At 66.6% G+C, this 23708-nt stretch carries 21 protein-coding genes and 1 pseudogene; 11 read left to right on the top strand and 11 right to left on the bottom strand.

The window, feature by feature from the left end:
• Positions 1-92 precede the first annotated feature (92 nt).
• The gene (argS, locus tag AB4Y42_RS26140) at positions 93-1877 is read right to left on the bottom strand and encodes an arginine--tRNA ligase (RefSeq protein WP_368695767.1); all 1785 of its coding nucleotides are present in this window, start codon (positions 1875-1877) and stop codon (positions 93-95) included.
• Between the two features lie 357 nt (positions 1878-2234).
• On the opposite strand from argS, the gene AB4Y42_RS26135 reads away from it, so the two are divergent.
• Complete coding sequence (locus AB4Y42_RS26135) at positions 2235-2561, top strand: DUF1840 domain-containing protein (protein ID WP_368689353.1); 327 nt, start codon at positions 2235-2237, stop codon at positions 2559-2561.
• 153 nt (positions 2562-2714) lie between these two features.
• On the opposite strand, the gene AB4Y42_RS26130 is transcribed toward AB4Y42_RS26135, so the two are convergent.
• The 7 genes from AB4Y42_RS26130 to AB4Y42_RS26100 form a co-directional block, all read right to left on the bottom strand.
• Positions 2715-2915 carry an acid-shock protein gene (locus AB4Y42_RS26130; protein ID WP_342919521.1) on the bottom strand — a complete coding sequence of 67 codons (201 nt, stop codon included), beginning with the start codon at positions 2913-2915 and terminating at the stop codon, positions 2715-2717.
• 248 nt (positions 2916-3163) lie between these two features.
• Positions 3164-5881, bottom strand: a complete 2718-nt coding sequence (gene metH / locus AB4Y42_RS26125) for a methionine synthase (protein WP_368695766.1) — start codon at positions 5879-5881, stop codon at positions 3164-3166.
• Between the two features lie 61 nt (positions 5882-5942).
• Positions 5943-7025 carry a homocysteine S-methyltransferase family protein gene (locus tag AB4Y42_RS26120; protein ID WP_368695765.1) on the bottom strand — a complete coding sequence of 361 codons (1083 nt, stop codon included), beginning with the start codon at positions 7023-7025 and terminating at the stop codon, positions 5943-5945.
• A 202-nt stretch (positions 7026-7227) separates the two neighbouring features.
• Positions 7228-7485, bottom strand: a complete 258-nt coding sequence (locus AB4Y42_RS26115; protein WP_028201771.1) for a DUF3567 domain-containing protein — start codon at positions 7483-7485, stop codon at positions 7228-7230.
• 175 nt (positions 7486-7660) lie between these two features.
• Entirely contained in the window at positions 7661-8449 is a 789-nt protein-coding gene (gene pcaD, locus AB4Y42_RS26110) for a 3-oxoadipate enol-lactonase (protein ID WP_368695764.1), read from the bottom strand.
• Between the two features lie 420 nt (positions 8450-8869).
• The gene (locus AB4Y42_RS26105; RefSeq protein WP_368695763.1) at positions 8870-10291 is read right to left on the bottom strand and encodes a DUF3108 domain-containing protein; all 1422 of its coding nucleotides are present in this window, start codon (positions 10289-10291) and stop codon (positions 8870-8872) included.
• A 118-nt stretch (positions 10292-10409) separates the two neighbouring features.
• The gene (locus AB4Y42_RS26100; RefSeq protein WP_368695762.1) at positions 10410-11315 is read right to left on the bottom strand and encodes an IclR family transcriptional regulator; all 906 of its coding nucleotides are present in this window, start codon (positions 11313-11315) and stop codon (positions 10410-10412) included.
• Positions 11316-11432: 117 nt separating this feature from the next.
• On the opposite strand from AB4Y42_RS26100, the gene AB4Y42_RS26095 reads away from it, so the two are divergent.
• The 7 genes and pseudogenes from AB4Y42_RS26095 (at position 11433) to rfaE2 (ending at position 18082) form a co-directional block, all read left to right on the top strand.
• A complete protein-coding gene (locus tag AB4Y42_RS26095) occupies positions 11433-12425 on the top strand; it encodes a fumarylacetoacetate hydrolase family protein (protein WP_368695761.1) in 993 nt (330 codons plus the stop codon).
• A gap of 190 nt (positions 12426-12615) precedes the next feature.
• Positions 12616-13746, top strand: a complete 1131-nt coding sequence (locus tag AB4Y42_RS26090; protein WP_368695781.1) for an ABC transporter substrate-binding protein — start codon at positions 12616-12618, stop codon at positions 13744-13746.
• Between the two features lie 59 nt (positions 13747-13805).
• Complete coding sequence (locus tag AB4Y42_RS26085; protein ID WP_368695760.1) at positions 13806-14630, top strand: enoyl-CoA hydratase/isomerase family protein; 825 nt, start codon at positions 13806-13808, stop codon at positions 14628-14630.
• 119 nt (positions 14631-14749) lie between these two features.
• Positions 14750-15505 carry a PhaM family polyhydroxyalkanoate granule multifunctional regulatory protein gene (locus AB4Y42_RS26080; RefSeq protein WP_368695759.1) on the top strand — a complete coding sequence of 252 codons (756 nt, stop codon included), beginning with the start codon at positions 14750-14752 and terminating at the stop codon, positions 15503-15505.
• Positions 15506-15618: 113 nt separating this feature from the next.
• A pseudogene (locus AB4Y42_RS26075) lies at positions 15619-15948 on the top strand (patatin-like phospholipase family protein); the annotation flags it as partial.
• Positions 15949-16541: 593 nt separating this feature from the next.
• Positions 16542-17411: a ferritin-like domain-containing protein gene (locus tag AB4Y42_RS26070; RefSeq protein WP_368692512.1), complete on the top strand. Its 870-nt coding sequence runs from the start codon at positions 16542-16544 to the stop codon at positions 17409-17411.
• A 179-nt stretch (positions 17412-17590) separates the two neighbouring features.
• Entirely contained in the window at positions 17591-18082 is a 492-nt protein-coding gene (rfaE2, locus tag AB4Y42_RS26065) for a D-glycero-beta-D-manno-heptose 1-phosphate adenylyltransferase (RefSeq protein WP_368692513.1), read from the top strand.
• 111 nt (positions 18083-18193) lie between these two features.
• On the opposite strand, the gene AB4Y42_RS26060 is transcribed toward rfaE2, so the two are convergent.
• From AB4Y42_RS26060 to AB4Y42_RS26050, 3 genes are all read right to left on the bottom strand, one after another.
• A complete protein-coding gene (locus AB4Y42_RS26060) occupies positions 18194-18433 on the bottom strand; it encodes a hypothetical protein (protein WP_133185352.1) in 240 nt (79 codons plus the stop codon).
• A gap of 73 nt (positions 18434-18506) precedes the next feature.
• Positions 18507-19307 (bottom strand): type III pantothenate kinase, encoded by an 801-nt coding sequence (locus tag AB4Y42_RS26055; protein WP_368692514.1) that lies wholly within the window; start codon positions 19305-19307, stop codon positions 18507-18509.
• Positions 19304-20215 (bottom strand): biotin--[acetyl-CoA-carboxylase] ligase, encoded by a 912-nt coding sequence (locus AB4Y42_RS26050; protein ID WP_368692515.1) that lies wholly within the window; start codon positions 20213-20215, stop codon positions 19304-19306. The genes AB4Y42_RS26055 and AB4Y42_RS26050 overlap by 4 nt, the downstream gene beginning before the upstream one ends.
• Before the next feature lie 351 nt (positions 20216-20566).
• Here AB4Y42_RS26050 and AB4Y42_RS26045 point away from each other — a divergent pair, with 351 nt between their 5' ends.
• The 3 genes from AB4Y42_RS26045 to AB4Y42_RS26035 all read left to right on the top strand — a co-directional run bounded on the left by AB4Y42_RS26045 (position 20567) and on the right by AB4Y42_RS26035 (position 23671).
• Positions 20567-21700: an MlaE family ABC transporter permease gene (locus AB4Y42_RS26045; RefSeq protein ID WP_368695758.1), complete on the top strand. Its 1134-nt coding sequence runs from the start codon at positions 20567-20569 to the stop codon at positions 21698-21700.
• The gene (locus AB4Y42_RS26040; protein WP_324155968.1) at positions 21697-22632 is read left to right on the top strand and encodes an ATP-binding cassette domain-containing protein; all 936 of its coding nucleotides are present in this window, start codon (positions 21697-21699) and stop codon (positions 22630-22632) included. Before AB4Y42_RS26045 ends, AB4Y42_RS26040 begins: the two co-directional genes overlap by 4 nt.
• A gap of 73 nt (positions 22633-22705) precedes the next feature.
• On the top strand, positions 22706-23671 hold the full coding sequence (locus AB4Y42_RS26035; protein ID WP_368692517.1) for an MlaD family protein: 966 nt from the start codon (positions 22706-22708) through the stop codon (positions 23669-23671).
• Positions 23672-23708: the final 37 nt, after the last annotated feature.

The raw sequence follows: 23708 nt of genomic DNA, 5'->3' as shown, positions 1-23708 counted from the left end.
GAATCACCTGCAAACAAGAGAATCCTGGAATGGCCGTCCGCGCGAGGCGGCGGCCCCAAACAAGCTGCTGCGCGCGGGTCTCGCGCGTCTCGTTACATGCGCTCCGGCGCGGACACGCCGATCACGGCGAGGCCGTTCGCGAGCACCCGGCGCGTGGCCGCGAGGAGGGCGATGCGGGCGTCGCGTTCGGCGACGTCATCGACGAGAACGCGTTCGGCATTGTAGAACGAGTGAAACTCAGCGGCGAGTTCGCGCAGGTAGAACGCCACCGCGTGCGGCGCGAGTTCGCTGGCCGCATGCGTGAGCATGTCGGGGAATTCACCGAGTTTCGCGATGAGCGCGAGCGCGCGCTCGCTCGCAAGCGGCGCGAGATCGACCTTGGGCAGCGCGGCCGGATCGCCGCCGAACTTGCCCTGCCAGTCGCCGAGAATCGACGAGATGCGCGCATGCGCGTACTGCACGTAGTACACCGGGTTCTCGTCGTTTTCCTTCAACGCGAGGTCGATGTCGAACACGAATTCGGTGTCGGCCTTGCGCGAGATGAGGAAAAAGCGCACGGCGTCGCGGCCGCGGCGGATGGTCGCCTCGTCGAGCAGGTCGGGCGAGACTTCGCTGCCCGGGTTCGCGCCGCCAGACCATTCGATCAGGTCGCGCACCGTCACGTAGCTGCCCGCGCGCTTGGAGATCTTCACCTCCTGGCCGTCGCGCATCACCGTGACCATCTTGTGCAGCACGTAGTCGGGATAGCCCTTCGGAATGCCGATGCCGAGCGCCTGCAGGCCCGCGCGCACGCGGGCGATGGTGCCGTGGTGATCGGAGCCCTGGATGTTGATGACCTTCGTGAAGCCGCGCTCCCACTTCGTGACGTGGTAGGCCACATCGGGCAGGAAGTAGGTGTAGGTGCCGTCGGACTTGCGCATCACGCGGTCCTTGTCGTCGCCGTAGTCGGTGGTCTTGAGCCACAGCGCGCCTTCCTGCTCGTAGGTCTGTCCCGACGCGACCAGCGCCTCGACGGTCTTCTCGACGCGGCCTTCCGTGTACAGCGACGACTCGAGGTAGTAGCGGTCGAACTTCACGCCGAACGCCTGCAGGTCGAGATCCTGCTCGTGGCGCAGATAGGCCACGGCGAAACGGCGGATCGCTTCGAGGTTCTCGGGGTCCTTCTCGCCCGTCACGGGCTCGCCGTCCTTGGCCGCGACCGTTTCGCCCGCAAGGTAGTCGCGCGCGATGTCGGCGATGTATTCGCCGTTGTAGGCCGCTTCCGGCCATTCCGCGTCGCCGGGCTTGAAGCCGCGCGCGCGTGCCTGGGTGGAGACGGCGAGGTTGCCGATCTGCACGCCCGCGTCGTTGTAGTAGAACTCGCGGTGCACGTCATAGCCCTGCGAGCCGAGCACGTTCGAGATGGCGTCGCCGAGTGCGGCCTGGCGGCCGTGGCCCACGTGCAGCGGGCCCGTGGGGTTGGCGGAGACGAATTCGACGAGCACGTGCTTGCCGGCTTCGCGCTGCGAGCGGCCGAATGCCTCGCCCTGCTCGAACACGGCGCCGATCACGGCACGCTTGGCGCTGGCGGTCAGACGCAGGTTGATGAAGCCGGGGCCGGCCACTTCGGCCGCCTCGACGAGGCCTGCGGCCTCGGGCTGGGCGAGCACGGTGTCGACGATCTGCTGGGCGAGCTGGCGCGGATTCGCGCGCATGGGCTTGGCGAGCTGCATCGCGACGTTGCAGGCGACGTCGCCGTGGGCGGCGACCTTCGGGCGCTCGAGCGTGATCGCGGGCACGACGAATGCGGCTTCGCTCGCGCCTTCGGTGGCCTTCGCCACCTGGGCTACGGCTTGCGCGAGCAGGGTCTCCAGGGTGTGTTTCTGTGCGGGCAGCATGCTGGTTGCAAGTCCTGTGCGGGTAATGGGATGCGGGGCCGGCGCCTGGGGGCGTAACCGGGGGCATGGCCCCTGGCTTGCCGGCGCTGACCGCCAAATACGGTAAGGGCGCCAGCCTCGCGGCGGGCCACCTGCCATGCGCCAATGCACGGGGGGCCTCGTTGCGGCAGGCGGCGTGGCGGCGTACCTGACGCCAGAACGTCCGGGCGCCGCACCCTGCGGGTAATTCCGTCCTGAGGGATTTTAGCAGGTGCTAATATGTGAAATGAGGTAGCGCGACAGGGACCGCCTTGGCCCATCTGGCTTCGCAGGCCGGAACGTCACGCGCAGATCCAAAAAATCATAAAGGGAACAGACATGCTGGTTACTTTTAAATGCCACGCGGCGCCTGACGTCACGATGCTGGAGAACCTCGCACAGTACCTTCTCGGCATCATCGGCAAGCGGCTTGGCCCGCGCGGCGTGATTACCCACGACGAACTCGATACCGCCATCACCAAGCTCGAAGCGGCCATCGCCACGGACAAGAAAGAGCGCCACGAGCAGGAAGGCCACTTTCACGAAGGCGAGGATGACCACATGCATCACGAACTGCCGGTCGGCCTCGCGCAGCGCGCCTTTCCTTTCCTCGATATGCTGCGCGCCGCGAAGAAGGAAGACAACGACGTTTTGTGGGGCATTTGAGGTCCGTGCCTGAGGCCCGTGTTTGACGTCCTTGCGCGACGTGACTGGGCAGCGAGCGCGGTGTCGCGCCTGGCTGCCCGCCAATTCGACGTTCCAAAAGCAAAGAGCCCGCAATGTTGCGGGCTCTTTGCTTTTGTACACCGTCGGCTCACCTTACTGGCTGGCGGCCGCCGGTTCGGCAGCGGAAGCCTCCGGCTTCATCTTCTTTTTCTTCGGCTTCTTCACGTGCTTTTCGGTGGGCGCCGAATACGACGTCGCCGGGCTTGCCTGCTCCGGCGCGGCCGGCTGGGCGAACGACGGCTGCGCAAGCGCCGCGACGCCGAAGGCGGTCAACATCAACATCAGCTTCTTCATACGATTTCTCCGTCGAGGTTGCTTCGATTTTGCGTTTTAAGGATTTGCTGATGATCGAGCCGGCGCGGCGTTGCCGCATGGGGCCGGGTGTCATGCAGGTGATACCGGGTCTTGCCGGGCCATCTTACAAAGCCGAAAAATCGCGCGCGCGTAATCTTCACCTTGCCGGATGGCGTATGTCGGGCGGCGACAACAGGGGGTAGCGCGACGGGAGAAAGCGCGCCGCCCGCGGCGGCGCGCCGTGCGGCTTAGAGCTGCGGCGCGAGTGCGCGGCGGGCGTCTTCGTCGGAGAGCGACATACGCTTTGCATAGTCGGCGAGCTGGTCCTGGCCGATCTTGCCCACCGAGAAATAGGTGCTGTCCGGGTGCGCGAGATAGAAGCCCGACACGCTCGCGGCCGGCAGCATGGCGAGCGATTCCGTCACGCTCATGCCCACCTCGCCCGCCTGCAGGAAGTCGAACATGTCGCGCTTCACGAGGTGATCCGGGCAGGCCGGGTAGCCGGGCGCGGGGCGAATGCCCGCGTACTTTTCGGCGATCAGCGCGTCGTTGTCGAGCGTTTCGCTCGCCGCATAGCCCCACAGGTCGCGGCGCACGCGTGCGTGCAACGCTTCGGCGAACGCTTCCGCGAAGCGGTCCGCGAGCGCCTTGAGCATGATCGCGCTGTAGTCGTCGTGGTCCTTCTCGAACTGCGCTTCCTTCACGTCCACGCCAATGCCCGCGGTCACCGCGAACATGCCGATATAGTCCGCCACGCCCGAGTCCTTCGGCGCGATGAAGTCGGCGAGCGAGCGGTTCGGACGCATCACGCCGTCCACCACGGGGCGCACCGACTGCTGGCGCAGGTTGCGCCACGTGAGCGCGACTTCGCTGCGCGACTCGTCGGTGTAGATCTCGATGTCGTCGTCGTTCACCGTGTTCGCGGGCAGCAGTGCGATCACGCCGTTGGCCTGCAGCCAGCGGCCCTGAATCAGGCGCGAAAGCATCGACTTCGCGTCGGAAAACACGCGGCGCGCCGACTCGCCCACGATCTCGTCGTTGAGGATCTGCGGATAGGGACCGGCGAGATCCCACGTCTGGAAGAACGGACCCCAGTCGATGTAATGCGCGAGTTCGTTCAAGTCGAAGTTCTTGAACAGGCGGCGGCCGATGAACTTCGGCTTCACGGGCTGGAAGTTCGCCCAGTCGATCTTCGTCTTGTTCGCGCGCGCTTCTTCGAGCGTCACGAGCGGCGTGGCCTTCTTGTTGGCGTGCTGGTCGCGAATGCGCTCGTAGTCGGCCTTGAGTTCGTCGAGGTACTTCGCTGCACCTTCATCGGAAAGCAGGCTCGACGCGACCGACACCGAACGCGAAGCGTCCGGCACGTACACGACCGGACCTTCGTAGTGCGGCGCAATCTTCACGGCCGTATGCACACGCGAGGTGGTCGCGCCGCCGATCAAGAGCGGAATCTTCTTGATGCGGAAGTAGTCGTCGCGCTGCATTTCGCTCGCAACGTACGCCATTTCCTCGAGCGACGGCGTAATGAGCCCCGAGAGGCCGACGATATCCGCGCCTTCGACCTTGGCCTTCGCGAGGATCTCGTTGCACGGGACCATCACGCCCATGTTGACCACTTCGAAGTTATTGCACTGGAGCACCACCGAGACGATGTTCTTGCCGATGTCGTGCACGTCGCCCTTCACGGTCGCGATGACGATCTTGCCCTTCGCGCGCACGTCGGCGCCCGATTCGGCGAGCAGGCGCTTTTCTTCCTCGATGAACGGAATCAGGTGCGCCACGGCCTGCTTCATCACGCGCGCCGATTTCACGACCTGCGGGAGGAACATCTTGCCCTGGCCGAACAGGTCGCCGACGATGTTCATGCCGTCCATGAGCGGGCCTTCGATCACGTTGATCGGCCGGCCGCCGCCGCCCATGATCTTCTCGCGCGCTTCTTCGGTGTCCTCGACAATGAAGTTCGTGATGCCGTGCACGAGTGCATGCGCAAGACGCTTTTCCACGGCCTGGTTGCGCCACTCGAGGTTCTCTTCCTTCTTCGCGGCGCCGGTCTTGAACTTGTCGGCGATTTCGAGCAGACGGTCGGTGCCGTCGGCGCGGCGGTTGAGCACCACGTCTTCCACGCGCTCGCGCAGCTCGGCGTCGAGGTCGGCGTACACGCCGAGCTGGCCCGCGTTGACGATGCCCATGTCCATGCCCGCCTGAATGGCGTGGTAGAGGAACACGGTGTGGATTGCCTCGCGCACCGGGTCGTTGCCGCGGAACGAGAACGACACGTTCGACACGCCGCCGCTGATCTTCGCGAAGGGCAGGTTCTGCTTGATCCAGCGCGTGGCGTTGATGAAGTCCACCGCGTAGTTGTTGTGCTCCTCGATGCCCGTGGCCACCGCGAAGATGTTCGGGTCGAAGATGATGTCCTCGGGCGGGAAGCCGACTTCGTTTACGAGGATGTCGTAGGAGCGCTTGCAGATCTCGGTCTTGCGCGCGAACGTGTCGGCCTGGCCCTGCTCGTCGAACGCCATCACCACGCTCGCCGCGCCGTAGCGGCGAATCAGCTTCGCGTGATGCACGAACTGCTCCTTGCCTTCCTTGAGCGAGATCGAGTTGACGATGGCCTTGCCCTGCACGCACTGCAGGCCCGCCTCGATCACGTCCCACTTCGACGAGTCGATCATGATCGGCACGCGCGCGATGTCGGGCTCGGAGGCGATCAGGTTCATGAAGCGCACCATCGCCGCCTTCGAGTCGAGCATGGCTTCGTCCATGTTGACGTCGATGACCTGCGCGCCGTTTTCGACCTGCTGGCGCGCCACCGCGAGCGCCTCGTCGAACTGGCCGTTGAGAATCATCCGCGCGAAGGCCTTCGAGCCGGTCACGTTGGTGCGCTCGCCCACGTTGATGAACAGCGTGCCTTCCGTCACGTTGAAGGGTTCGAGGCCGGAAAGGCGCAGGGTATGGTCAGTCATGGCGTGGGACCGGATCGTAGGGTGTGGGAGCGGGACTCGGAAGCGGCGATCGAATGTGGCGTCAGGCGGCGTCGCGATACTGGCCGGGCCAGCGGCGCGGCTTGATCTCAGCGAGTGCCCTGGCGATGGCCGCGATGTGCTCGGGCGTCGTGCCGCAGCAGCCGCCCGCCACGTTCACGAGGCCGGCGCTCGCGAATTCCTTGAGCAGTGCCGAGGTATCGGCGGGCGTTTCGTCGAAGCCCGTGTCGCTCATCGGGTTCGGCAGGCCCGCGTTCGGGTAGCACGAGACGTAGGTGTCGCAGAGCTTCGCAAGCTCGGCGATGTACGGGCGCATGAGCGCCGCGCCCAGCGCGCAGTTGAGGCCGAACGTGAGCGGCTTCGCGTGGCGCAGCGAGTTCCAGAACGCTTCGACGGTCTGGCCCGAGAGAATGCGGCCCGAGGCGTCGGTGACAGTGCCCGAGATCATGATCGGCAGATTCTCGCCCGTGTCTTCGAAGAGCTGGTCGAGCGCGAACAGGGCGGCCTTGGCGTTGAGCGTGTCGAAGATCGTCTCGACGAGGAACAGGTCGCAGCCGCCGTCCATGAGCGCCTTCGCCTGCTCGTAGTACGCATGGCGCAGCTCTTCGAACGTCACGTTGCGCGCGCCCGGATCGTTCACGTCGGGCGAGATGCTCGCCGTTTTCGGCGTCGGCCCGATCGCGCCCGCGGCGAAGCGCGGCTTGTCCGGCGTCGAATACTTTTCGCACGCGGCGCGCGCGAGCTTCGCCGACTCGACGTTCATCTCGATGGCGAGATCGCCCATGCCGTAGTCGTCCTGGGCCACCGTGGTCGCGCCGAACGTGTTGGTCTCGATGATGTCCGCGCCCGCCGCGAGATACTGCTCGTGAATCTCGCTGATGATCTGCGGCTGCGTGAGCGAGAGCAGTTCGTTGTTGCCCTTGATATCGCGCGGGTAGTCCTTGAAGCGTTCGACGCCGCCTTTACCTCGATAGGCGGCTTCGTCGAGCTTGTAGCGCTGGATCATCGTGCCCATCGCGCCGTCGAGGATCACGATGCGCGAGGCGAGCAGCGCGGGAAGCGCTGCGCCGCGCGTGTATTTGGCGTCCCCGGCGGGGCGCGAGGCAAGGGCTGCGGGCTGGTTCATGGATCGCGAGCGGGCGTGGTGCCGGTTGAACTGGGAAACTCCACATTGTAGCCGCTGCGGCAACCCGCCGCTGCGGGCGGCGTCGCGTGCCGGCAACCGCTGTGGCGCGCGCCGGACGGCCAAAAGAAAACCCCGCCCGGCAAGCCGGACGGGGTTTCGTGTGAAGGACGCTGCGCGTTGAGTGCCGCGGGGTGCGCTAGCGTCAGTGAAGCACGACGGGTTGCTGCATGAGGCTGTCGAACTGTCCGAGGAATTCGTCGACTTCGTCGAGCGACTGGTCTTCGTCCATCAGCTTTTGCACGTCTTCGCGAAAACGTGCCGCCATCACGCCGTCGATGAAGATCTCGCGGCGCGCGTTTTTGTCGACGATCTCGTAGCCGCCTGCGCGCATCGCGCTGTGGCCGTCCTGCGGTGGGAACTCGACGACGCAATAGTTGGGACTGTTGTAGATCATTTGCATGGCGACACTCCTTTTTCCTGTGCTCCCTGACCTTCTCAGGTCAATACATGGAGCGTTCGTTCTGGAATTCAAGGGGTGGGTCCCGCATCACCTCTTATGTGGACTGCTCTCCCTTTTTACTTCACTTCTCAACTGTGTCTGCTGCCACTGCCATGATGCTTTTACTTCGAACTACTTAGACCAACTGCTTGAGAAACGTTTCTAGCAAAGCGGTGAAACGGTGCGACTCCTCTACCGGGGCCAGATGCGCGGCATCGAGCACCACGAAATGCGACCCTTCTATCGCGCTTGCAAGGGCCTGCGTCATGGCCATCGGCGTGCCGCTGTCGTGGCGGCCCGCGACTGCGAGCGTCGGCACGCGCAGTTGCGCGAGCCTCTTGTGCACGTCGAAATCGCGTAGCGCCTCGCAGGCCATCGCATAGCCTTCTGAAGGGGTCCGTAATAAAACGTCACAAATGCGCTCGACAGTCGGCGCATGCGCGTGCCGGAAGTCGGCGGTGAACCAGCGTGCCATCGTCGCGTCGACGAGCGCCCCGAGACCCTCGTTGCGTACTGTGGCGGCGCGATCATTCCATGTTTCGCGTGCTTGTAGCGGCGTATGGCTCGCGGTGTCGCAAAGCGTGAGCGTCGTCACGCGTTCCGGATAATCGAGCGCGAACTGCTGCGCGATCATGCCGCCCATCGACATACCGACGAGATGCGCATGCTCGATGCCAGTGGCGTCGAAAAGCGCATCGAGGTCGGCGGCGAGATCTGCGAAGCCGAAGGGCTCGCTCGCGACGGCGCTCGCGCCGTGGCCGCGCACGTCATAGCGCAGCACGCTGTGGCGATGGCGGAAATGTCCGGCGAGCGTGTCCCACACGCCAAGGTCGCCGCCCAGTTGGTGAATGAACGCCAGCGCGGGCCCACCGCTCCTGTCGTCGAAGACATAGTGCGTATCGATGCCGTTGACAGTCACTTGCATGGGTTCCTCCTTCGCCTTCCAGGCTGGGAGTCAAGCCGTTTGCGAGGTACTGCATGCACGCGATGCTGGTGGAGCAATCCGCGCGCCTGGAGCGCGCAGACGATGCGCGATGCGATGTTCGTTAGCTTGTGTGTCGCGTCCCTGTTTGCTGCGCTGTTTATTGTGCCGTGCCGATTTTGTCCGTCTTGTGCAGCGTTGTATCGGTTTGTTCGTGCTGGTCCGTTTGTTGGTCCGTTCGCTGGTCCGTTGTCTGCGCGCCGTGTCGTGCTGCCGTGTTTCGTCTGCTTGTTCTTTGGCCCTTCGTGCTGCGCGCGATGCCTTGCGATCCTTGACGCATGGCTCGAGTCCAGTATGCGCTATTCCGCGAATTTGTGTTGCGAAGCGGGCCGTTCGGATCGCGCGCTGCGTGCGCTTGCGCGCTCAGGGATGCTCGGGCGCCGGGCCCGGCGAAGCGGGCGACGGTGGCGCGTCGCCGGTGGACGGTGGCGGCGGTGCTTCGGCTGGCGTTTCTGTCTGCATATTGGCGGGCGGCGCCGGCTGCGCCGACGGTTGCGGTTGCGGTTGCGACGCAGCGGGCGCAGAAGCCGGCGCCGCTTCCGGCGTTGCGGATTGTGCCGAGGTTGTGTCGGATGCGGCGCCGGGCGTCGTGGCGGTCGCGGCCGCTGCGGAGTCGGGCGCCGGCGCGGGCGCGTTCGATGTGTCCGGCACCGTGAGCGCGCCACGCCACACCAGTTCGAACTGGTTGCCATTCGGTTCGGTTTGCACGAGGCGCACGGGCAACCAGCCGAGCGACTGCGTGAGCCACACGTCGATGCGCCGCTTGTCGCCCTCGCGGCGCGGCAGACGCATGAAGTGGCGCGCCGTGACGTAGCCATGATCCGTGCTCACGGTTTCGTCGCCGATCGTGGTGATGGGCCAGGTCTCGCCGCTGTCGTTGTCCGCGACATAGAACTCGCGCGTGACGCCGGGCTTGTACGCATCGGGGTCGCCGCGCACGAGGCTCGCGAGCTGCATCACCATGCTGAAGCGGTCCTGCGCGCCATCGGGCAGCGCAAGCGAATTGGGTGTGCGCGTGAACACGATCTGGTTGTCGGTGCGGTTGAAAACCGTCACGTCCGAAGGACGATGGCCGCGCTTTTCGATGTACTGATCGGGCGCGAGGCCGAAGGCGTCCACGCGGCCCTTGCTCGTCCAGCTGAACTCGCCGACGAAGGGCAGCGGCACACGCACGATCATCTCGTAGCGCTGCCCGTCGCTCGACCAGTGGATCGTGCCGGGCTGATTGCGCACGCCGTTATAGAAGGTGTCGTACTGCAGCTCGCCCGATGGGGGCACCGAAAACTTCAGTCCATGCGAGGCCTGCGTGGCTTGCGCCGAAGGCTGCTTGCCGTTGCCCGGCGCAGTGCTGGCTGTCCCGCTGGTGCCGGCGGCGCTCGCGCTGGCTGGCGATGCGGCTGCGGGCGCGGACGCCGCCTGCGTATCCGGCGGCGAGGCCGGCGCTTTGGGATGCGGTTTGGGCGGCGTCACCGCGTGCAGCGTATGCGGCTCGGCGGGCCTGGGCGCCGGTTTGGGCGCGGCATGCGCGGGCGCCGCCGCGGGGCCCGCGGGCTTGGCCTCGCGCTCGATGCGCTCGGGTTTGAGCAGCGCCACTTGCACCGGCACACGCACATGCGCGACAGGCGGCGGCGCGCCGTGATGCCGCTCGAACCATTCGGCCGCGAGCCAATGCAGCGCCGTGACCGCGACGAACACACCGACCCAGCGCCACGCGCGCAAGCGCTGCGGCGTGCGTGAGTCGGTGTCGAGGCGGCGTGCCTCGCGCGGGGCGGCGGGAGTGGACATCGGTGGTTCGTGGGTCGGTATCGGTCGTACGTTAATGTGACACAACCCGCCGGGTGCCTGCAGAAACGCGGACGCGCACGAGCGGGGTCACATGTGTGCCGGCCCAGACATACAGCCCTCAGCGCGGCGTTGGACTGTACCCCAATTCGTACGACAATTTTTCGGCGCATGCGCGCAGCGCGGTGTCCACGGCGCCGTTCCAGGCGATATCGAACGCGCCTTCGTGACCGAGCGCGATGAGCCCGAGCGCGAGTTCGCCGCTCGCGTCGAAGACAGGCGTGCAGAACGCGTGGATGGTCGGCAGCAACATGCCCTCCACGCGGGCTGCACCATGCTCGCGAACTTCGGCGAGCGCCAGTTCGAGCGCTTCGGCCGTACGCGGCGTCGAGCCGTACGAGTAGTGCTGCGCGCCCGCGAGTTCGCGCTCGATCATCGGGGCGGTCTTGCTGCGCGGCAGGTAGGCGGCGAACAGCAGGCCGGTGGCGGAACTGAGCATCGGCATGACGTCGCCGAGCTTGAGCGATGCTTTCGCGGGGTGGCTCGACTCCAGCCAGTGCACGACGGTCGGCCCCTGGTTGCCCCACACGGCGATGCCCACGGTGATGTCGAGCGTGTCGCGCAATTCGGTGAGCGCGAGGCGCGCGAGCTTGACGCCGTCCACGCGCGCGAGGCGCGCGAGTCCGAGCTGCAACGCGAAGCCGCCCAGTTCGTAGCGCCCCGAGAGCGGGTCCTGCGCGACCACGCCGAGGCGCATGAAGCTCACGAGATAGCGGTGCGCCTTCGCCGGGCTCATGCCCGCGCGCTGCGCGAGGTCGCGCAGCATCATCGCGCGCGGCTCGCTGGTGAGCACTTCGAGCAGGCGAAAACCCACTTCGATCGACTGGATGCCCGAGCGCAGTTTTTCTTCGCCGGCTTCGGCGCCTTCCGCAGCGTCGGCGGTGTCGAGGGTGTCGGCGAGATCGTCGGCGTTCGTGGCGTCTGGGGCGCTCGCGCGCGGCGAGGCGGATCGGACGGTTGGCGGCATGGATGCGTTGTGGTGTTCAAACGTACGGCGACTGAGGGCATGTGGCGCGCCCGCTTGGGGCCCGCCGATTCACCATCGTAGAATACATTTCCCTTATCGTCACTCACGTCTGATTCCATGAAACTTGCCACGCTGAAGGACGGCACCCGCGACGGCCAGCTGATCGTCGTTTCCCGCGACCTGCGCAGCGCCGCCATCGCCGACGCGATCGCACCCACGCTGCAGCGCGTGCTCGACGACTGGCGCTTCTACGCGCCGCAGCTCGCCGAGCTGTACGACGCGCTCAACTACGGGCGCGCGCGCAACGCGTTCAGCTTCGACGCGCGCGATTGCATGGCGCCGCTGCCGCGTGCGTACCAATGGGCAGATGGCTCGTCGTACGTGAATCACGTCGAACTCGTGCGGCGCGCGCGCGGCGCCGAGATGCCCGCCGAATTCTGGACCGACCCGCTCATGTACCAGGGCGGCAGCGACGACTTCATCGGGCCGTGCGACGACATCGTGTGCGCGTCCGAGGCGTTCGGCATCGACTTCGAGGCCGAAGTGGCCGTCGTGACCGGCGACGTGCCGATGGGCGCGAGCCCCGACGAGGCGCTGCGGGCCGTGCGCCTTGTCACGCTCGTCAACGACGTCTCGCTGCGCAATCTCATTCCCGCGGAACTCGCGAAGGGCTTCGGCTTTTTCCAGAGCAAGCCGGCCAGCGCATTCGCGCCGGTGATGGTCACGCCCGACGAGCTCGGCGAGCACTGGCGCGGAGGGCGCGTGCACCTGCCGCTTATCGTGCACTGGAACGGCAGGAAGGTCGGCCAGCCCGATGCCGGCACGGACATGGTGTTCCACTTCGGCCAGCTGATCGCGCACGCCGCGAAGACGCGCAATCTGCGCGCGGGCGCCATCGTGGGTTCGGGCACGGTCTCGAACAAGGATGCAAAGCGCGGCTACTGCTGCATTGCCGAGAAGCGCTGCCTCGAAATGATCGAAAGCGGGCAGGCGAGCACCGAATTCATGAAGTTCGGCGACAGCGTGAAGATCGAGATGCTCGACGAAGCGGGCAAGTCGATTTTCGGCGCGATCGATCAGGCTGTGGCGTCGCTGCACGGCGAGCAGTGACACACAAACGCTGAAGGGTTTCGCCGGATGCCGCGCGCCACGCGTGCGGCTACACTGGCGAACGCCCTTTTTCTGCGAGGGCATCGGGCAGACCAGTCAAGGTACGAGCCGTAGAAGCACGCAGCATCCGAACGTAAAACGACAAGGAGACACCGTGAACGCTTCTCGCCCCAGCCGTCTTGCTGTACGCATCGCCCTGCTTTTCAGCATCTGTGCGCCCACGCTAGCGCTCGCGCAGGTCAAGATCGGCCTCGTGCTTTCGCTCACGGGCCCGGCCGCCTCGCTCGGCATTCCCGCGCGCGATACCGCCGCGATGTTCCCCACCGAGATCGCGGGCCAGAAAGTCCAGTACATCGTGCTCGACGACGCCTCCGACACGACCCAGGCCGTGCAGGACACGAAGAAGCTCATCGACGAACAGCACGTCGATGCGATCATCGGCTCGTCGATCACACCGAACTCGCTCGCGATGCTCGACGTGATCGCGCAGGGCGAGACGCCCACCATCTCGCTCGCGTCGTCGGCGAAGATCATCGAGCCCGTCGACGACAAGCGCCACTGGATGTTCAAGACGCCGCAAACCGACGCGATGATGGCCGGCGCGATCATGGATCACGCAGCCGCGCACAACGTGAAGACGCTCGCCTATATCGGCCAGGCCGACGCGCTCGGCGAGACCTTCTATGCCGAGATCGCGAAGGCCGCGCAGCAGCACGACATCAAGCTCGTCGCGAACGAGCGCTTCAATCGCACCGATCCGGGCGTGACGGGGCAGGTGCTCAAGATCGTCGCGGCGCACCCCGATGCCGTCGTGGTGGGCGCGGCCGGCACGCCCGCCGCGCTGCCGCCCAAGGCGCTCAGGGAGCGCGGCTACAAGGGCGTCGTCTATCACAACCACGGCGTGGGCAACCGCGACTTCCTGCGCGTGTGCGGCGCCGACTGCAACGGCACCTTCCTGCCCGCAAGCCCGGTGCTCGTGGCCGCGCAGTTGCCCGAGGACCAGCCCGGCCGGCGCCACGCGCTCGACTATATTTCGCGTTACGAGACACGCAACGGCGCGGGCACCGTGTCGGCGTTCGGCGCATATACGTGGGACGCGGGGCTCTTGCTGCAGAACGCGATACCCGTTGCGCTCAAGTCGGCTGCGCCCGGCACGCCCGCGTTTCGCCACGCGCTGCGCGACGCACTCGAAGCGACGCACGGGCAGCATGACACCAATGGCGTCGTCAACATGAGCGCCACCGATCACCTCGGCCTCGACGCGCGAGCACGCGTGATGGTCGAGATCCGCGATGGCAAGTGGGCATATCAGCCGCATTGACGAGGCGCACTGCCAGCGCATTTACGTAATCAGCAATGCGAAGCAAAGGAGGTCCGCCCATGAACGATCCTTTTTACGCCCGCTATCACGCGCTGCGCGTGCGGCGGCACGAGCACGGCATCGTCGAGATCGTGATGAGCGGCGAGGGCACGAACAAGAGCAGTCTCGCGACCGCCGACGCCAACATGCACCGCGAACTCGCCGAGATCTGGCGCGACGTGGACCGCGATCCCGACGCGCGCGTCGCCGTGATTCGCGGCGAGGGCAAGGGCTTTTCGGCGGGCGGCGACCTGCAGCTCGTCGAGGACATGGCCACGCATTTCGACGTGCGCGCGCGCGTGTGGCGCGAGGCGCGCGACCTCGTCTACAACGTGATCAATTGCGGCAAGCCGATCGTCTCGGCCATGCACGGTCCGGCGGTGGGCGCGGGGCTCGTCGCGGGACTGCTGGCCGACATTTCCATCGCCACCAAAACGGCGCGCATCATCGATGGCCATACGCGCCTGGGCGTCGCGGCGGGGGACCACGCGGCGATCGTCTGGCCGCTGTTGTGCGGCATGGCGAAGGCGAAGTACTACCTGCTGCTGTGCGAGCCGGTGAGCGGCGAGGAGGCGGAGCGCATCGGCCTCGTCTCGCTCGCCGTGGGCGAGAACGACCTGCTGCCGAAGGCGTTCGAAGTGGCGAAGCGCCTCGCCAACGGTTCGCAAACCGCGGTGCGCTGGACCAAGTACGCGCTCAACAACTGGCTGCGCATGGCGGGGCCGAACTTCGACACGTCGCTTGCGCTCGAATTCATGGGCTTCGCGGGACCCGACGTGCGCGAGGGCGTGCAGTCGCTGCGCGAGCGGCGCGCGCCGCAGTTTCCGGGCGGCGATCCGTTCTGACGCATTTTGGTTCGTGCTTTGTGCCGATTTCTGCTTTTACGCGCGCTATCATCGAAGAGATCGTTTCGAGCCGCCCACGCGCGCGCATTTGACCACCTATCTATGCGAGGGAGTACCGCATGACCGACTCAGCAGGCACCATGCCGCCGTTCCCGGGTTTTCCAGGCTTTCCGCCCGCCGAAATGCTCGACCAGATGTGGGGGATGATGCGCCTCACGCCGTTCGGCGGCGCGTTTCCGGGCGGCGAACCGGGCGTGGCGCAAGCCTTTGGCCCGCCGCTTTCGATGATGACAGACATGATGACGCCGCTCACCAACATCGAGGAGCTCGACAAGCGCATTACCGATCTGCGCGCCGTCGAGCAGTGGCTCAAACTCAATCTCGGCATGTTGCAATCCGCCATCCAGGCGCTCGAGGTACAGCGCGCCACGCTCACCACGCTGCGTGCGTTCAGCGCGTTCGCGCAGGCGCAGATGACCCCGACGCACGCCGAATCCGAAGCGCCGAGAGCGGGCGCCGCACGCGAGCGGGCCGCCGAACCGGAGGCCGCGAACGCAGGCGCTGCGTCCGAGGGTGCGGCTGCCGCGCCGCCGGGTTTCGACGCCGCTTCGTGGTGGAATCTCGTGCAGGCGCAGTTCAACCAGCTCGCGCAATTCGCGATGGCGCAGCCCGCGGCCGCGGCGCAGGCCGCGCAAGCGGCGGCGGAAGCGGTGAACGAGGCGCAGGCGAAGACCGAAGCCGCCACGGCCAAACGCAGCAGCACCGCCAAGCGGAGCAGCAACACCGGCAACGCCAGCAACGGCAATGGCAACAGCGGCGGCGCGGGCCGCAGCGCGCCGCGCGGCGCGAAGAAGGCGCCGGCGCAGCCGGAATAGGGCGCGCCGCGTCACGTCACGAAGAACCGTCGCACGGGACGGACGCAACAGCAAGGCAACAGAAGGCCGACTGCGGGACAAAAGCGAAACCAGCAACGGGGAGCGTCGGCATCATGCGGCTTGCGCTCGTGATGATGGGCGGCGGCGCGCGGGCGGCCTACCAGGCCGGCGCCTTGCGCGCGCTTGCCGAACTGGCCGGCCAGGCCGCGCCGGCGCGCCGCGCCATGCCCTTCACGGTGATTTGCGGCACCTCGGCGGGCGCGATCAATGTCACTTCGATCGCCAGCCACGCCGACCAGTTCGCGCACGGCGCGCACGCTGCGCCGCGCACCTTGTTCGACAGCACGCCGCTCGCGCGGATGCTCCCGCACGCGCTCAATTTCCATCGCATCGAGCAGATGCTCGATGAGCGGCTGCTCTACGCCCTCGCCGTCACGGCGTTGATCGAGCTGGGTTACCGCGACACGCTCGCGCAAGGCGATGTTCTTTTGACTTGGCTCAAAGCTCCGACAGACGGCGCGAGCACCGATTTTGGGGCGCGGCGGAACTGAAACACCGGCATGCTATTATTGTGTAAGGTTTTTCTGGTCATTTGTGGGAGTTGCGGGCGGCGTTGCGGCGCTTCGCCGCGCAGGTTCCACGGCCTTGACGGGCGGGCTGTTTGCCCATTGAAAAATCAGCCAGCGAGGTGTGTCAAAAGGACGTCGACGTGGGGTGCTAGAGTGCGGCATTGTGTCGCAAAGGCCCGCGGCGATGGCTTGCACGCCTCGCGGGTATCGGTGGTGATCAGCGGTATCAGGCGGCCGGGTTCGAGGAACGGAGCAGCTACCCAGAATCCACGACGGCGCCTTCATTCCGGTTGGCTGGATTGTCGTGGGGCAACGCGTGTTGCGTTCGCCGGTCTGCGATTGCGTCCAGAGGGCCGGATACCGCGTAAAATTAAATGCTTTTTGCCTGCGCGGCCGCGTTGTATGCGGGCACGCGGCACGCTACGAATTCGTCATGCGCGCGTTTTGCGCAGATCAGGGGCGGGACTATGAACACGATGCTTTATCCGGAACTTTACAAATCGCTCGAATCGGTCCGATGGGACATGGAAAAGGACATTCCCTGGGACAAGTTCGATGCGTCGCTCCTTACCGATGAGCAGGCCGCGACCATCAAGATGAACGCGATCACCGAATGGTCGGCGCTGCCGGCCACGGAAATGTTCCTGCGCGACAACCATCACGACAGCGACTTTTCGGCGTTCATGAGCGTGTGGTTCTTCGAGGAGCAAAAGCATTCGCTCGTGCTCATGGAATACCTGCGCCGCTTCAAGCCGGAAATGGTGCCGACCGAAGAAGAGCTGCACGCCGTGCGCTTCGAGTTCGATCCGGCGCCGCCGCTCGAAACGCTCATGCTGCACTTCTGCGGCGAAATCCGCCTGAACCACTGGTATCGCCGTGCCGCCGAATGGCACACGGAGCCGGTCATCAAGGCCATCTACGAAACGATTTCGCGCGACGAAGCGCGTCACGGCGGCGCTTATCTGCGTTACATGAAGAAGGCGCTCAACAATTTCGGCGACGTCGCGCGTGCGGCGTTTGCAAAGATCGGCGTGCTGATGGCTTCGGCGCGCCGCACCGAAAAGCCGCTGCACCCCACGAACCTGCACGTGAACCAGGCGCTGTTCCCGCGCGACACCGTGCAGTCGCGCCTGCCCGACCCGGAATGGCTCGAGCGCTGGCTCGACGAGCAGATCCGCTTCGACGACGGCTGGGAAAAGAAGGTGATCGAGCGCATTCTGCACAACCTCTCGATCCTGTTCGAGCGCACGTTCACCACGGCACAGGAGCTGAACCGCTATCGCAAGGAAGTAGTGCAGCGCCTGCAAGCCGAGCAAGGCACGCAACTGCCGGCCTGACGCGCCGGGACATCTCGCGTGCGTGCCTGGTGGCGCGCCGCGACCGGGACGGCCCGAAGCGCTTCTCGCGTGACGGGCCGTTTTCATTGGCGCGCGTCTCAACGGCTTGCCCCATGCGGCTTGACCCATGCGGCTTGCCCGATGCGATCCGCGCCCATTTTTTATCCGAGCCTCATTCCATGCCCGCTTCCTTCGAACGCAAGATCATGACCCGCGAGGCGCTCGCGCAACTGCGCGCCTCGCTGCCCGGCCCGGTGGTGTTCACCAATGGCGTCTTCGACATCCTGCACCGCGGACACGTCACCTATCTCGCCGATGCGAAGGCGCTGGGCGCCACGCTGATCGTCGGCGTGAACAGCGACGCTTCGGTGAAGATGCTCGGCAAGGGCGACGACCGCCCCATCAACAACGAGAACGACCGCATGGCGCTGCTGGCGGCGCTGGAGAGCGTGGACTGGGTCGTGCAGTTCGGCGAGCAGACGCCCGTCGAGCTGATCGGGGCCTTGCGCCCCGATATTCTCGTGAAGGGCGGCGACTACGACATGGACGCGCTGCCCGAGTCGGCGCTGGTGCGCGGCTGGGGCGGCCGGGCGCTCGCGATCGCTTTCGAGCACGACCGCTCCACGACGAAGCTGCTGCAGAAAGTGCGCGCGCAGGAAGGATCGAAGTAAGTTCTGACGACCGTCCGCACCGTGCGGCGGACGATGCAAAACCGGCCGCAGGCCGGGCCGCCCAAGGTTTGGGCGTGCCCAGCCTGCGGCCGGTTGCGTTTGAAGCGTGGCTTACTGCGTGAGGGTCGACGCCTGCACCGACGGATCCGCCACCGGGCCGCCGACGGTCGGCACGTCGGCCGACTCGGAGGGCCGGATTGCCTTCACAACCAGCCGCTCGGGGTGGATCTGCCGGTTCAGGTGCTGGGTTTCGCGCGTACCCGACGAGGGCGTCGGGCCGAACACGCCGCCAATGGCGGCAAAGGCCAGCCCGTTGGCGAGAATCAGAATGGCGATCAGCCAGCGCAGCATCGTGTGAAGCTCCTTCGAAATCGTTCGTTCAGGTTCAGGGCCAGATGTGGGCGGCGCGTGGGCCGCGCGCGTCTCAGGACTGCGCCGCGATGAGCGCGAGGCCCGACAGCACCAGTGCATCGTGGCGAGTATGCGGCACCTTGAGCGCCGCTGTCACTTCGGCCGCCGCGCCGCCGCTCACCACGAGCCGCACCGGCATCCTCCACGCATCCTGCAGATCGGCCCAGGCGCGCTCGATGAGCGCGGCCTGCGCGAGCGCACAGCCCGCCGAGATCGAGCTTCGCGTGTCGGTGGCGAAGGCGATGCCGGGGTGAGCAGCATTCGCCATGCCGCCGGCGACCACGGGCAGTTGCGCGGTGTGCTCGCCGAGCGAGCGCATCATGAGCGTGAAACCGGGCGCGATCATGCCGCCGACGAACGTGCCGTCGGCGCGCAGCGCTTCGAGCGTGGTGGCCGTGCCGAATGTCGCGATCAGGAGCGGCTCGTCCGGATACGCGGCGTGCGCGCCGATCATGCCGGCCCAGCGGTCGCTGCCGAGCGCGTCGGGCGTGGCATAGCTGTTCGTCACGCCGCACTGCTGCGCGCAGGCCCGCACCACGGTGCGCGAGAGGCCGGGCCAGTGCGCCTCCACCAGCGCGCCGAGGCGTTCGCCGACTGCCGCGCCCGCGACGTTCGAGATCCACGCGCCGGCGGGCCGGGGCAGCGTCGCCCAGTCTTCGCTTCCGGTTTGGCGTGCGGCCTTGGTGGATTGCGCATCGTCGTCGCGCACATGATCCATCGTTCCCGCGTGCAGGCGCGACCCGTCTGGCGCGACGAGCGCCCATTTGATCCGGCTGTTGCCTGCGTCGATCAGGAGGAAGGGGCCGCGGCTCATGCACCGCTGTCCGCGAGCCGCAGCGACACGTCGCCGGCCGTGACGGTCTCGCGCCCGCCCGGCGTATCGAGGAGCAACTGGCCGCGCTCGTCCACGCCGGCCGCCGTGCCGCGCAGCAGCTCCTTGCCTTGCTCGTAGATGGCGACCTCGCGGCCTGCGTACGCGTGGCACGCATTCCAGCGCGCCTGGAAGGGCGCAAAGCCCGCCGCGCCGAAGCGTTGCAGCGCGGCTTCGAGCGCGTTGAGTTCGGCGGCGAGCGTGTCGGTGAGGTTGGCGTTCGGCCACGCGCGCGACAGCGCCGTGGGCGTCGTGCCGGGCACGACCGCCGCGCTGCCGCCCGCGGCGTTGAGCGCCTCGACGCTGGCGGCGAGCGCATCTTCGCCGCGCACGTTCGTACCGATGCCGATCACGACCGCCGTGGCGTCGGCGGTGGTCCAGGCGGTCTCCACGAGGATGCCCACCAGCTTGTCGCCTTCGAGCAGCACGTCGTTGGGCCATTTGAGCGCGATTTGTCCGGGCGCGGTCACGGGCAGCGTACGCAGGCCGTCCACCAGCGCCGAGCCGACGGCGAGGCTCAAGCCCGCGAGCCCTTCGATGGGGCGCGGCAGCACGCAGCCGATCGAGAACAGCAGCGCGTCGCCGGGCTGCGCGACCCAGGTGCGGCCGCGCCGGCCCCGGCCGGCCGTCTGCAGATAGGCCACGCGCACGATCGGGCGGGCGAGCGCGTCGCGCTGTTGCGGCAGCGCCTTCAGGCGCGCCATGAGGTCGGCGTTGGTCGAGCCGGTTTCCTCGACGATCTCGATGGGCCAGTCGTGTGCGGCCGGGCCGAACAACGTGATCGCGCGGTTGCGGTCGATGCGCCAGTCGCCGGCGCTCGGAGTCTCGGGGGTGGGGGGCGTCGCGTTCATGTCTCATATTGTAGTGGCTGGGGCGCGGGTAGCAGCCCGCCACGCTGGTTTCGACCCGAAATGTGGGCAATCCACATGCCACCCACAGGCGGCCCACAGGTTATCCACGGAATCGTCCACAGGGTCGAAGGTGCCCGAAGGGATCGGAAGCTGACAATCACCACGCCGATTTCCGCGCAATTTGCCTAATCTTTGGGCAATTCACAGGCCGCCCACAGGCAGTCCACAAGTTATCCAGAGGGTTGCCCACAGTTCGCCTCGTGTCTGAAAGCCAACCGTGCGCTTTCGGACCGACGAAACGGGGCGCGTTCGCTACAATGTTTGCTCACCCCGTCCGTCGAGTGCTTACCCTTGAATCAAGACACGCCGCCCGGCCTTGAAGTCTCGGCCGGCACCCACGGAAAGACCGTGCGCCTGTCTGGCCAGTGGACAGCGCTCGCGCTCGCGCGCGACCGCGATCAGGGCGGCGCCGCGCGCCGTCTGCGTGCGCTCGCCGAAGAGCGCATCGGCGAATGGGACCTCTCGGGCGTGGAGCGCATGGACCACGTAGGCGGCCAGGCGCTCTGGCGCGTCTGGGGCCACAAGCTGCCCACCGACCTCGTCGACCTCACGCAAACGCAGCGCGACATCTTCGAGCGCATCGCGCTGCTCGACTCCGTGCGCGAGCCGGCGGAGCGCATCGTGCGCATCGATCCGGTCACCCAGCTCGGGCTCGCGATTTTCTCGTTCTTCGACCACCTGTACGGCGGCATCGCCATGTTCGGCCGCGTGATCCTCGATCTGCTGCTCGTGGTGCGCAAGCCCAGGGTCACGCCGTGGATCGAGATTTCGGCGAACATCTACAACGCCGGCGCGCGCGCGCTGCCGATCACGGCGCTCGTCGCGTTTCTGATCGGCATCGTGCTGTCGTACCTCTCGGCGCAGCAATTGCGCCTGTTCGGCGCGAACCAGTTCATCGTCAATATCCTCGGCCTCGCCGTGATCCGCGAGCTCGGGCCCGTGCTCTCGGCGATTCTCGTGGCGGGACGCTCGGGCTCGGCCATTACGGCGCAGATCGGCGTGATGCGCGTGACCGAGGAACTCGACGCCATGCGCGTGATGGGCATCTCGCACGGCCTGCGCCTGATCCTGCCGCGGGTGATCGCGCTCGGCATCGCGATGCCGCTGCTCGTGATCTGGACCGACATCATTGCGTTGCTAGGCGGCGCGATCGCGGCGAAGATCGTGCTGGGCATCGACATTTCGTGGTTCATGCGCTCGATGCCCAGCGTCGTGCCGATCGCCAATCTGTGGATCGGCCTCGGCAAAGGAGTGGCGTTCGGCATGCTGGTGGCGATCGTGGGCTGTCACTTCGGCTTTCGCATCAAGGCGAATTCGCAGAGCTTGGGCGAGGGCACGACCACGTCGGTCGTCACGTCGATCACGATCGTGATCCTCGCCGACGCCGTGTTCGCGATCCTGTTCCAGAACGTGGGGCTTTCATGAGCACGACTGGCACGACGGTTACGACGATCGAGACGAAAACGACCGGCACGATCACCACGCCGCTCAAGGAGGTCGCGCAGGATCTGCCGCTGCCGACCATCGGCGAGCCGGTGATCGAGGTCCACAACCTCTCGAAGCGCTACGGGCGCAACGTCGTCCATCAGCATCTGAACCTCGAAATTCGCCGTGGCGAGATCGTCACGCTGGTGGGCGGCTCGGGCTCGGGCAAGACCACGCTCGTGCGCCAGATTCTCGGGCTCGAGAAGCCGACCTCGGGCACCATCAAGATGTTCGGCGAGAACATCACGACCATCGACGCCGAGCGTGCCCGCCTCATGCGCACGCGCACCGGCATGCTGTTCCAGCAGGGCGCGCTGTTCTCGTCGCTCACGGTGTTCGACAACATCGCCCAGCCGGTGCGCGAACTCGGCAAGGTGCCGGCCGCCCTGCTGCGCGACATCGTGATGCTCAAGCTCGAAATGGTCGGGCTGCCGTGCAAGCACGCCTCGAAAATGCCGGCCGCGCTGTCGGGCGGCATGATCAAGCGCGTGGGTCTCGCGCGCGCGATCGTGCTGGAGCCGGAGCTGCTCTTTCTCGACGAGCCCACGGCCGGGCTCGACCCGCGCTCCTCCGACGAAGTGGTGGAGCTCATCAGCACGCTGCACCGGGCGTTGGGGCTCACCGTGGTGCTCGTCACGCACGACCTCGACGCCATGGTCGCGCTGTCCACGCGCGTGGCCGTGCTCGCCGAGCGCCGGGTGCTCGTGGCGGCGCCCGTGGAGGAGGCGGCGAGCGTCGATCATCCGTTCATCCGCGAGTACTTTCTGGGCATGCGCGGTCGCCGCGCGCTCCAGGCGCTGCCGCCCGAGCGGCGCGCAAAGCTGCCGCCGGCGGCGCTCGCCCCCGCAGCCGTGGGGTACAAGCCGTGGTAGGGCCCGCGCTCGCCTCTATCCGGCCTGACCGGCTCAACCGGCGCGCCGCAGCCGCCAAAGAAGGAATCTGACGATGGAAAACAAACCGCATGCGTTCTGGGCGGGCATGTTCACGATAGGGCTGCTGATCGTGATCGCGCTTGTCGTCGTCTTCTTCAGCGCCGATCGGTCCGTGCGCGTGCCGTACGACCTCATCTCGCGCTCGAGCGTGACGGGCCTCTATCCGGACGCGGCGGTGCGGTTTCGCGGGATCGACGTGGGCAAGGTGCAGTCGATCAAGTTCGATACCCAGCATCCGGGCCAGATCCGCATTCGCATTCTCGTCGACCAGAAGGCGCCGATGACGCGCTCCACCTTCGGCTCGCTCGCGCTGCAGGGCGTGACGGGCATTGCGTTCGTGCAGCTCGACGACAACGGCGTGGACCTCTCGCCGCTGCATTCTTCGCCAGCGCGCGTGGCCGAGCTGCCGCTGCGCCCGGGCTTGCTCGACCAGCTCCAGCGCCGCGGCGACGCGCTCCTGCGCAAGCTCGACAACATTGCCGGCGACATCGACCAAATGCTCTCCGAGGACAACCGCAAGCAGGTGATGCAGGCCGTGAACAGCCTGCAGCAGGCCGCGAGCAGCGTGAACGTGCTCGCCGGGCAACTCCAGCCCGCCACGAAGCAGTTGCCGGGCGCGGTGGCGGAACTGCAGCACACGCTGCAGTCGACCAACACGCTGATCACGAGCATGAACCGCCCGGACGGCCCGTTCCAGACCAACCTGAACAAGGCCGGCACGGCGGCGGCCCAGGCGGGCGCGGCGCTCACCTCGATCGACGTTTCGATCCAGGACCTGTCGGCGCGCGTGGGCTACGACACGCTGCCGCGCGTCGACTCGCTCACCGACGACGTGCGCTCGGCCATGCGCGCCGTGGACCGCGCGGCGGGCGCCTTCAGCACGAGCCCGCGCAGCGTGCTGTTCGGCGGCGCGCCGCAGCCGGCGCCGGGGCCCGGCGAGGCGGGCTTTGCGTGGCCGTCGGCTGCGGGGACGAAGTAGGCCGCGCCGCTGCCCGACGGCCTGACGCGGCACCATT

This window comes from Paraburkholderia sp. EG286B (assembly GCF_040965655.1).
Classification (GTDB): Bacteria; Pseudomonadota; Gammaproteobacteria; order Burkholderiales; family Burkholderiaceae; genus Paraburkholderia.
This window is presented reverse-complemented; position numbering and strand designations above follow the sequence as displayed.